Source organism: Actinospica sp. (assembly GCF_035552695.1).
GTDB lineage: Bacteria > Actinomycetota > Actinomycetes > Streptomycetales > Catenulisporaceae > Actinospica.
Map to the genome: position 1 here is coordinate 1 of NZ_DASZKT010000186.1, position 9,338 is coordinate 9,338.

Genomic DNA, 9,338 nt, shown 5'->3' on the forward strand with positions numbered 1-9,338 from the left:
TGGTGGTGTCTCCGAGCTTTGATCCGCTGCTCCAGGTCTGGCCGCCGTCGTACGAGCGGTCGAGCCAGGTCTCGTCGGTGGCGGTGCCGTTGGAGATGTCGGCCCAGGCCATGTCGTCGGCGTCATCGACGTGCAGCGCGATATTCCTCGACCACACCGACACCGTGGCGGCCACGCGACTGCTGCCGGCGAGACCCGGATCGCGGCCGTCCGGGTAGATGTTCTGGACGACGGTGGGCGTGCTCAGCCACGGCGTGCAGACGATGTCAGTGCGGTCCCCGGCCTTGCCGCACGCCCGGATCACCCCGACCTGCCCGGCCGAGGGATTGTCGATGTTGTACATCATGGTGCGCCACTCGGTGTCGCCGGTGGGGATGGTGGTGTCTCCGAGCTTTGATCCGCTGCTCCAGGTCTGGCCGCCGTCGTACGAGCGGTCGAGCCAGGTCTCGTCGGTGGCGGTGCCGTTGGATATCTCGGCCCAGGCCATGTCGTCGGGATCGTCGATGTGCAGCACGATGTCGCGCGACCAGACCGACACCGTGGCGGTCACGCGGTCGTTGGCGGCGAGGCCCGGATCGCGGACGTCGGGGTAGATGTTCTGCGCGGTTGTGTTGGCGGCGGGGGAGAGGCTGCGGCCGACCGCGCCGGGTTGCGCGGCGGGGACGGAGTCCGCCGCGGCCGGCGGCGTACCGGCGAACTGCGGGGCGAGCGCCACGGCGGCGGCAGCCGTCATCATCAGAGCTCTGGACATGATCACGGGTGGGTGCTCCTTCGGTGCGGCGCCGCGCGCGGTGGGTAGTGCGCGGGCGCGGCCGGAAACGTTTCCGAAAGGCGGATCGAGTGAGAGTATGGAAACGCTTCGGCCGTCCGTCAACCGCTCGGCCGCCGGGCCTCGATCGACGGCAGGAGCGCTACGCGGCGATCAGCACGGCGGCTAGGGCGACCGCGCCTGGCAGTGCCTGGGCGAGCAGGATCCGCCGGTTCGCGGTGATCCCGCCGTACACCCCGGCGACGGTCACGCAGACGGTGAAGAAGACCTGTACCCGGTGGCCGGTCGGGTCGGCGGCGATCAGGCCCCAGACCAGGCCCGCCGCCAGGAACCCGTTGTACAGGCCCTGGTTCGCCGCCAGCGGCGCGGTGGCGCGCGCCATCTCCGCGTCAAAGCCGGAGAGCTCGCGCCCCGGCTTGCGCTCCCAGAGGAACATCTCCATCACCATGATGTAGACGTGCAGCGCGGCCACCAGACCAACCAGCACTTCGGCGGTCGTCTTCATCCTCGGCCCCAGCCCTCTCAGTAAGCCCTCCAGCCGTGCGCGCCGAGTGTATCGGCACACGCCTTGGTTATGGGGCTTCCGCACTGGTCACCTGTTGGAAACGGCGCTGGGAGTGGCGTTGGGAATCGGCGGTACGGTCGTCATTCCGTCGTCGACCGCGAGCTGGTAGAGCTGGCGCCAGGTCTCGGACGAGAGCAACTGCCGCAGTTGCGATTCGCTCGGCACGTTGACGCCGTCGACCATGATGCTGGAGATCGAGGTGCTGCCGTCCATCACGTACGCCACCCCGTTCGTCGTGTCGGTCCCCCCAGGCGCCGACACCTGCCACCCATTGGTGCCGGTCCAGCACTGCGCGGGCGGACACACGGTCGACTCCGGCAGCGGGTGCGCGTCCGGCTTGTCGGGGAAGAACCTGACTTGGAGGTTGTACGAGCTGGCCGCCGACTTGACCGTGTACGACAGCTTCTGCCAGTACTGGTTGTACGTCGCCGAGCTCGTGCCGGCCGTGCCATCCGCGGGATCCCAGCTGATCTTCTGCCCCTCGATCGGCCAGTGCGCCTGCAGCAAATCGATGAGCTGCTGCGGAAAGCTGCCGTTCGGTGCGTCGACGGCGACAGAGGCCTGCGTCGCGGGCTGGGCGTGTCGGCTCCAGGGCGCGGCCATCGTCACGGCCCCCACGCCGACGACCAACGCGCTGGTCGCGGCGACGGCGCCGACTCGGTATCGGACCGTACGGCGGCGGAGCGTCCGCTCCACGCTCGGGAGCAGATCCGGCGCGTCCGGAAGGTCCTCGACCGCGGTGCTGAACAGTTCGTGCAGTTCCATCGGTACTCCTGACTGCTGGTCACGGGTCACGGGTTGCTGCCGACGAGCTCGTTGAAGCGCCCGTCGAAGCGGGCGCGCAGTTTCTCGAGCGAGCGCGAGCACTGGCTCTTGACGTTGCCGGTGCTGCACCCCATGACCGCCGCGGTCTCCTCGATCGACAGGTCCTCCCAGTAGCGCAGGATGACCATCGCGCGCGGCCTCGGCGGCAGGGTGCGCAGGGCTTCGAGGATCAGGACCCGTAGTTCCGCCTCGCTCGCGGGGTCGTGTGTGCCGACGCTCGGGTCGCGGCTGTAGGCCAGCGTCCTGATCTCCGCCTCGCGCCGGAACTTCCGGCGCTCCGAGCGGAACGCGCGGATCAAGGCGGACTTGGCGTAGGCGTCGAGGTTCTCGGCATCGCGCACCTTGGTCCAGGACCGCAACAGCGACACCAGCGTCGACTGCACGAGATCCTGTGCCCGCTCGCGGTTTCCGCACAGCAGGTACGCGGTCCGGTACAGCTGCTGTTGTCGCTCCCCAGCGAAGGACGCGAAGTCGTCATCCACGGCAATGCCCTCCCTCACATTCCCGAGGGGCGGCTCGATGCCGCCCGTCCACAACCTCTCCAGAGCGCGCTCGGGCCCGCGAGGTTGCATCCCCGGGCCAAGCTTTCCCCTTGACGGCGCGTCAGGGCGGTCGTACGCTCCGCCACATCAAGTAAGGCAGCTTTCCTAACCTTGCGGAACCCACGATCCACGGAGGAAGGATGAAGCTCACCGGATCCCGCAGCCTGGTTCTCTCGCTGCTCACCCTGTTCGCGCTCGGCGCCGCGCTGCTGTTCGGCACCGCGTCCGCGAACGCCACCACGTCCCAGGGCGCCGCGCAGGCGTCCGTGCGGCCGGCCTCGTCGTCGGTCAACGACTTCGTGACCTTCTACGGGTACGTCGACAACACCCCGCCCGGCAAGGCCATCGCGCACCCCTGCATCCACCAGGTGGCCGGCGGCGTGGGCACCTACAGCAACCCCGTGACCTACGCCGAACCGAACGACCTCAACGGCCCGTGGTGCCAGAAGATCTACGTGCCGTTCCTCAAGAAGTACTTCATCCACGAAGACCAGTGCAATCCGTGCGGCGGAGTCAACTCCAACCACGTGGACCTGTGGATGGGCGGCGACGCCAACTCGACTCATAGTCCTGAGAAGGCCGCGCTGTACAACTGCGAGTCCACCTGGACCCGGCACTCGACGGTGATCCAGAACCCGCCATCCAGCGAGCCGGTCGACACCACCCCGCTGTTCACGCCGCCGACGACCTGTCACGGCGGCTCGGGAGACTAGCGCCACCCACGCACGACCGCACCCGCGGCCAATGCCGGGGCGGCCACGGATCCAGCACCCGCGGCCGCCCCGGTCGGTCCGGTCAGCGTCGCCGCCTGCGGCGCGATGAATCGCGTGCCGAAGGCCGTGCTCGCGCTCGCCGCGCATAGCGGGACGTTCGCCGGCGCGGCCGTCCGATCGGTCGGACGGCCAGCCCCGCCCCGAACAGTTCGAGCACGGTCAGTCCGCCGAGCAACCCGATGTCACTCGCCCAGGCGCGCTTCGTCGGGGCGTGCGCGGGATCGCAGCGGGCAAGCATCACGGTGCCGGTCGGCGACTTCTGGCCGTTGCACCCGGTGCCGAACAGCTTGTCGAGGTCGACGGTGGAGGCGGACGCGGAATAGGCCCAGCGCGCGCTGGAGAGGTACGAGATCTGATCCAGTCCCGCCGTCCCGCGCACCGGGAAGGCCGAGCCGCTCAGCACGAACTGCGCGAACAGGATGATCGGCAGGATCGTCATGACCTTGTCGGCGTTGCTGGAGAGCGCGGAGACCATGAGCCCCAGCGCCATCGCGCTCAGTCCTGCCAGCGATACCTCGATGGCCATTTCGAGGTGGCCGTCGGCCAAGACCAGGCCGCGTCCCGGGCCGCCCTGCCGGAGCAGTGCCAGGTAGGTGAGGACGAAGGATTCGACGACGGTGATGACGCCAAGTGTCAATGTCTTGCTCAGGATGTAGGCGGCCGTCGACTGGCCGACGGAGCGTTCCCTGGTGAGGATCGGCCGTTCCTTGACGATCTCGCGGATCGAGTTGCCGGCGCCGAGATAGCTGGCCGCGAGCGTCAGCGCGAACAGGACGGTGGGGGAGTTCCCCATCGGCTTGACCGTCCCCGGCACGAGGTTGTCCGTGCCGAAGGCCGCGAGCATCAGCAGCCCGAGTATCGGCGCCTGCGCGAACAGAAGCAGCGTATTGCGTTTGTCCGTGCTGATCAGCGAGAGGTACCGGCGTACCAGCGTGCGCAGCTGGTGCCAGGGGTGCGGATTGCGCCGCGGGTTCTCCGGATCGGCCGCCGTCTGCCCGGCCAGATCCCGTTGCGCGGCAAGCGGTTCCGAGACGTACAGCCGCTGCATGGTGGATCGGGCGAACTCCTCCTTCGCCTGTCCCGGCGCGGAACGGTCGAGATGCTGGAAGACCTTCGCGTAGCCGGGCTGGTCGAAGTGCGGCAGGGCCAGCTCGGGCGGCCCGAAGTAGGCGGTCTGGCCGCCCGCGGCGAGGAACAGGATCCGGTCGCACAGGTCGAGGCTCTGCACCGAATGGGTGACCGTGACGACGGTCCGTCCGCTCGCCGCGAGGTCGCGCAGCAACTCCATCACGCTCTCCTCGTAACCCGGGTCGAGGCCGGAGGTCGGCTCGTCGAGGATCAGCAGCGAGGGGCGGGTCAGCAGTTCGATGGCCACGGACGTCCGCTTGCGCTGCCCGCCGGAGAGCTTCTCCACGGGAATCCCGGCGCGGTCCGCGAGCCCGAGTTCGGTCATGACCTCGAGGACGCGCGCGGAACGGTCCGAGGCGGGCACGTCCGGCGGAAAACGCAGCCGCGCCGCGTAGTCGAGCGCCGCCTTGACGGTGAGTTCGGGATGCAGGATGTCGTCTTGCGGCACATAGCCGATGCGGTTGCGCAGTTCGGCGTAGGAGGCGTAGAGGTCGCGGCCGTTGTAGAGCACCGAGCCGCGGTCGGCCGGCCGCGCGCCCGTCAGGGCCCTGAGCAGAGTGGACTTTCCCGCGCCGGTGGGGCCGAGCACGGCGAGGAACTGCCCGCCTTCCAGGGCGAAGCTGACCTCGTCGAGCAGAACCTTGCGACCCGCGTGAACCGTGAGACCCAGTGCGCAGAACGCGGCCTGCCCGTGGTCGACGTACCGCTCGAGCGTGCCGTTCTGCAGGCGCAGCAGCGTGTCCCCGACGGCGACGAGCGCGCCCTCGCGCAGCCGCGTGCGCCCGGAGACCGAGCGACCGTCGACGTAGGTGCCGTTCTGGCTGCCGAGATCCAGCAGCTCGAAGGCCCCGCCGCGGGTCGTGCGCAGCTCCGCATGGTGTCGGGAGGCGAGAAGGTCGTCGACAACGATGTCGTTGTCCAGCGCCCGGCCGATTCGGATCCGGTTCGCGGCGCGATACGTGCCCCGGAACGTGCCCGGCGCGAAATGCCCGTCGGCGAAGACCGGCATGGTGGGGATGTCCGGGTCGGTCTCGCCGCCCGGAGCGGGCGGCACCAGGCGTATTCGGCTGCCGCCGTTGTCCGAGCCCAGCGCGAGGATCATCGGCCGGTCCACCGGCAGCCGGGTCACCCGCCGCCCGTCGAGGAAGCTCCCGTACCCGGAGCCGCGGTCCTCGAACACCCAGCCCGCGTTCTCAAGTCGCAGCACCGCGTGCAGGCGCGAGGCGCCGAAATCCGGCAGCACCACGTCGGCGCCGGCGTCTCGGCCTATGGTGACGGGCCTGCTGCCGTCGAAGAAGCGCTCCGAGCCGGCGGGCAGCCTCTGCAGCGTGAGCATGTTGACCGGCGCGGCCGGAGTTCCGTGCATGCCCGTCATCCTCGCATCGACCAAAGGCCACCGGCTACGTCCGGCGTGCGAACACCAACCCGATGTCAGCGGCCTGCTGGACCGCGTCCTGCTCCGCGCTGACCGTGAAGCCGTGCGCGACGAACACCTCGCGGATGGTGTCGCGGTTCCGTCCCCAGCCCTCGACCTCGACGACGGCCTGTCTGACCAGCGGCCAATGCCGGTCCTCGATGCCTCGCAGGACGTCGAGTTCGGCACCCTCGACATCGATCTTGAGCAGGTCGACGTGGTCGATGCCCTGCTCGTCGAGCACCGCTGACAGTGGCCTGACCCGCACCCGGTGCGTCTCGATCTGCCGCATCACCCGCAGCCGGCGACCGACGAGCGCGCGCAGGACGGGCGCCGGCACACGGCGCAGCACCCGCCCCAAGTCGCCCTGGCGGATCATCGCGACGATGCTGGCAGTGACCCGCCGCCGCTCGTCCTCGACATTGTCCTGGTCCCGCCAGGACGAGGAGAAGATCGTGGCGGCCGGAAAGTAGCTGAAATCGAGTTCGTTGTCACCGGACGCCAGCCCATAAGGCAGCGCGGTCAGGTGTCCGTCGAAGAAGTCGCGTGCGTTGCGTTCGAGCGTGGCGTAGAGCGGCGGCAGCGGCTCGAACGCGTAGATCCGCGCATCGCCGCCCAGCCGTTCGTAGACGGCTGCCGAGAAGACGCCGATGTTGCTGCCGACGTCCAACACGGTCGCGCCAGGCGCGAACTCGATGCCGTGGGCGAAGTAGCTGCCTACTTCCTGGCGAAGGAAGGAGACCTCCCAGGGATTGATGCAGTGAAGGTCGATCGCGTCCATGGTCACACCCCAGAGACTTACCAGGCTGTGAGCCAACAGGTCTAGGTCGCCGAGGTGTCGGATCGGTACGCTTAATTCTCGTACGCGTTGGAGCTCGCCGCGGCCGATCTGCGCCTCCGCCATCAGGCGACGATGACGACGAGGCTTTCACAGCCCGAGGCTCCGGACGGGTACGGGCCGGCCTGAGTGCCGGTCTGGTACTGGCCGGAGTCGTCGGCGGCGCGCACCTGGATTGAGTGGGTGCCCGCGCCGGCCTGCCAGTCGTAGGTCCACTGCCGCCAGGTGTCCGGGCTGTCCGAGGCGGCCAGGCGCGCGGGCTGCCAGGGCCCGTTGTCGATCTGCACCTGGACATCGGCGATGCCGCGGTCGGTGGCCCAGGCGATCCCGGCGACGGTGACCGGCCCGGCGTTCAGGTGCGCGAAGGGCCTGGGCACGTCGATGCGCGACTGGGTCTTCATCGTGCCGATCCTGGCGTAACCGCGCTGGACCCGATAGGCCTGGTCGGCGGCGTACGTGGTCACGTACAGATCGGTGACCCACTTGCTCGGGCCGGACGCCGCGTCGAGGACGGTATCGATGTCGAGGCCTGCGGACAGTTCGCCGGCTGGGGAGGCCCGCACTTGTCAGGCGGTACGCGGATATCTGATGCGTGAGCACGGCTGGCCGCGCCGGAACATCCGGGTCAAGCCGTTCTGGGCACCCGGAAAGCGGGGCATGGAGTAGCGCAGTCTGCCCGCGGTTATGCTGGCGCGCATGGACGAAGCCACCGCAGCTCGGCGCTGGGAGGTGTGGCGTCAGGACGACAACGGCAACCGCTACCTCGTCTCGGCGCACGCCGACGAGGCCGCCGCCCAGCACCGCCTCGCCGACCTCGAATCAGGCGTCATGCATAAGCAAACGTATTGGGTCAGTGAGAGTCCTATGCCTCGAAAGGCGTGAGGACGAAGATCGGCATCTTCCTCGTGGTCTTCTTCTGGTACTCGGCGTAGTCCGGCCAGGCCGCGACCGCCCGCTCGAGCCAGGCCTCGTACTCCTCGTCGTGGACCTCAGCGGCCTGGTAGTCCTTCTTGACGGGGCCGTCCTGGAGTTCCACGTGCGGGTTCGCGATCAGGTTGTAGTACCAGACCGGGTGCTTGGGCGCGCCGCCCAGCGAGGCCACCACGGCGTACCGGCCGTCGTGCTCGACGCGCATCAGCGGCGTCTTGCGCAGCTTCCCGGTCTTGGCGCCCACCGACGTCAGCAGGATCACCGGCTTGCCCTGGTTGTCGGCGCCCTCGGCGCCTCCGGTGCGCTCGTAGAGCTCGACCTGGTTGCGGCTGAAGTCGAACGCGCTCGGCTCGTACACTCCGGTGAGAGGCATGACGTGCACCATCCAATCCGTCGATTCACTCGGCTACCACGGCACATTGCCGCACCGCCGAAGTGCTAAACGGACCTTACCCCGTTTGATATTCCGGGTGGTGGCGAGGGATCGGGAGGGGGCCGGTCAGCTCCCGCAGACGCGCTGGACGAGGTCCTGCCAGGCTCGGGCTATCCGCGCGTCGGCTCCGGGCGGCTCGGTGAGGTCGGCGGCCGAGAGAAAGAGCAGCAGCGGGCCGTCGAGGGCGGCGGTGAGCTGGACGGCCAGCATGTCGAGATCGGCGCCCTCGAGCCGCATCTGCCCGAGCAGCATGCGGATGTGCGCCCGGGACAGCGGCGTCTCGGTGCCGGCCGGTACGGACTGGTTCCCGTCGAGCGCGGCGCGCGCGATCTCGCTGTGGCTGATCAGAAAGGCGATCCTGGCGCGGCCGTACGCGATCAGGCGCTCCAGCGGGGCCGCGCCCGGACCCAGCGGCGGCGGCCCGGCCATCACCTGCTCCTGAAAGGCCACTTCATCGTCGTCCAGCAGCGCCTGGAAGATCCCCGCGCGGGTGCCGAACCGGCGGAAGACCGTCCCCTTGCCGAGCTTGGCCCGCTCGGCCAGCCCGTCCATGGTCAGGCTGTCCGCGCCGCACTGCTCCGCCAGCATCTCGCGGGCCGTGGCGAGCAGGTGCTGTCGGTTGCGTACGGCGTCGGCGCGCTCGGCACGCGGTGCGCCCAGGGACAGGACGGAACGTTCCATGGGTCAAGCCTACCGGCCGGAATACTAAACGGGGGAAAGTCCGTTAAGGTGACAGCCGGCACGACACTCACAGATTGGGAGCCCCCATGAGCGACCTGAAGATCGCGATCATCCTCGGCAGCACGCGGCCCGGACGCAACGGCAAGGCCGTGGCCGACTGGGTCATGGAAAAGGCCTCGGCCCGCACCGGCGCGAAGTACGAACTCGTGGACCTGGCGGACTACCCGCTGCCGCACCTGGACGAGGCGATGCCGCCGGCCATGGGCCAGTACGCGAACGAGCACACCAAGGCCTGGGCGGCGACGATCAACCAGTACGACGGCTTCATCTTCGTCAGCCCGGAGTACAACCACTCCACCTCCGGCGTACTGAAGAACGCGATCGACTACCTGCACGCCGAGTGGAACAACAAGGCGGCGGCCTTCGTCTCCTACGGCTCC

General features: G+C 68.9%; 11 protein-coding genes and 1 pseudogene. 3 read left to right on the forward strand and 9 right to left on the reverse strand.

Going from position 1 to position 9,338, the window contains the following annotated elements; all coding sequences use genetic code 11:
• From VG296_RS21645 to VG296_RS21660, 4 genes and pseudogenes are all read right to left on the reverse strand, one after another.
• A pseudogene (locus VG296_RS21645) lies at positions 1–751 on the reverse strand (hypothetical protein); the annotation flags it as partial.
• Between the two features lie 160 nt (positions 752–911).
• Positions 912–1,274: a DUF1304 domain-containing protein gene (locus VG296_RS21650; RefSeq protein ID WP_325568421.1), complete on the reverse strand. Its 363-nt coding sequence runs from the start codon at positions 1,272–1,274 to the stop codon at positions 912–914.
• An 87-nt stretch (positions 1,275–1,361) separates the two neighbouring features.
• The gene (locus VG296_RS21655) at positions 1,362–2,099 is read right to left on the reverse strand and encodes a hypothetical protein (protein ID WP_325568423.1); all 738 of its coding nucleotides are present in this window, start codon (positions 2,097–2,099) and stop codon (positions 1,362–1,364) included.
• Positions 2,100–2,125: 26 nt separating this feature from the next.
• Complete coding sequence (locus VG296_RS21660; RefSeq protein ID WP_325568425.1) at positions 2,126–2,641, reverse strand: SigE family RNA polymerase sigma factor; 516 nt, start codon at positions 2,639–2,641, stop codon at positions 2,126–2,128.
• 200 nt (positions 2,642–2,841) lie between these two features.
• On the opposite strand from VG296_RS21660, the gene VG296_RS21665 reads away from it, so the two are divergent.
• Complete coding sequence (locus tag VG296_RS21665) at positions 2,842–3,414, forward strand: hypothetical protein (protein WP_325568429.1); 573 nt, start codon at positions 2,842–2,844, stop codon at positions 3,412–3,414.
• 82 nt (positions 3,415–3,496) lie between these two features.
• On the opposite strand, the gene VG296_RS21670 is transcribed toward VG296_RS21665, so the two are convergent.
• From VG296_RS21670 to VG296_RS21680, 3 genes are all read right to left on the reverse strand, one after another.
• Complete coding sequence (locus tag VG296_RS21670) at positions 3,497–5,968, reverse strand: ATP-binding cassette domain-containing protein (RefSeq protein WP_325568431.1); 2,472 nt, start codon at positions 5,966–5,968, stop codon at positions 3,497–3,499.
• A gap of 34 nt (positions 5,969–6,002) precedes the next feature.
• Entirely contained in the window at positions 6,003–6,797 is a 795-nt protein-coding gene (locus tag VG296_RS21675) for an FkbM family methyltransferase (protein WP_325568433.1), read from the reverse strand.
• A 122-nt stretch (positions 6,798–6,919) separates the two neighbouring features.
• Positions 6,920–7,417, reverse strand: a complete 498-nt coding sequence (locus VG296_RS21680; protein ID WP_325568435.1) for a hypothetical protein — start codon at positions 7,415–7,417, stop codon at positions 6,920–6,922.
• 133 nt (positions 7,418–7,550) lie between these two features.
• On the opposite strand from VG296_RS21680, the gene VG296_RS21685 reads away from it, so the two are divergent.
• The gene (locus VG296_RS21685; protein ID WP_325568437.1) at positions 7,551–7,736 is read left to right on the forward strand and encodes an SPOR domain-containing protein; all 186 of its coding nucleotides are present in this window, start codon (positions 7,551–7,553) and stop codon (positions 7,734–7,736) included.
• Here the strand turns inward: VG296_RS21685 and VG296_RS21690 are convergent.
• Both VG296_RS21690 and VG296_RS21695 read right to left on the reverse strand, forming a co-directional pair.
• Positions 7,717–8,157 carry a nitroreductase family deazaflavin-dependent oxidoreductase gene (locus VG296_RS21690; protein ID WP_325568439.1) on the reverse strand — a complete coding sequence of 147 codons (441 nt, stop codon included), beginning with the start codon at positions 8,155–8,157 and terminating at the stop codon, positions 7,717–7,719. The two genes, VG296_RS21685 and VG296_RS21690, sit on opposite strands and share 20 nt — an antisense overlap.
• A 126-nt stretch (positions 8,158–8,283) precedes the next feature.
• Positions 8,284–8,898: a helix-turn-helix domain-containing protein gene (locus VG296_RS21695; protein ID WP_325568441.1), complete on the reverse strand. Its 615-nt coding sequence runs from the start codon at positions 8,896–8,898 to the stop codon at positions 8,284–8,286.
• A gap of 86 nt (positions 8,899–8,984) precedes the next feature.
• Here VG296_RS21695 and VG296_RS21700 point away from each other — a divergent pair.
• The coding region (locus tag VG296_RS21700; RefSeq protein ID WP_325568442.1) for an NAD(P)H-dependent oxidoreductase at positions 8,985–9,338 on the forward strand (354 nt) is incomplete at its 3' end.

Bases quoted from the DNA above. Each gene is read 5' to 3' on its own strand.
- VG296_RS21650 (WP_325568421.1), bottom strand. From the start codon at position 1,274: ATGAAGACGACCGCCGAAGTGCTGGTTGGTCTGGTGGCCGCGCTGCAC.
- VG296_RS21655 (WP_325568423.1), bottom strand. From the start codon at position 2,099: ATGGAACTGCACGAACTGTTCAGCACCGCGGTCGAGGACCTTCCGGAC.
- VG296_RS21665 (WP_325568429.1), top strand. From the start codon at position 2,842: ATGAAGCTCACCGGATCCCGCAGCCTGGTTCTCTCGCTGCTCACCCTG.
- VG296_RS21670 (WP_325568431.1), bottom strand. From the start codon at position 5,968: ATGCACGGAACTCCGGCCGCGCCGGTCAACATGCTCACGCTGCAGAGG.
- VG296_RS21675 (WP_325568433.1), bottom strand. From the start codon at position 6,797: ATGGACGCGATCGACCTTCACTGCATCAATCCCTGGGAGGTCTCCTTC.
- VG296_RS21685 (WP_325568437.1), top strand. From the start codon at position 7,551: ATGGACGAAGCCACCGCAGCTCGGCGCTGGGAGGTGTGGCGTCAGGAC.
- VG296_RS21690 (WP_325568439.1), bottom strand. From the start codon at position 8,157: ATGCCTCTCACCGGAGTGTACGAGCCGAGCGCGTTCGACTTCAGCCGC.
- VG296_RS21695 (WP_325568441.1), bottom strand. From the start codon at position 8,898: ATGGAACGTTCCGTCCTGTCCCTGGGCGCACCGCGTGCCGAGCGCGCC.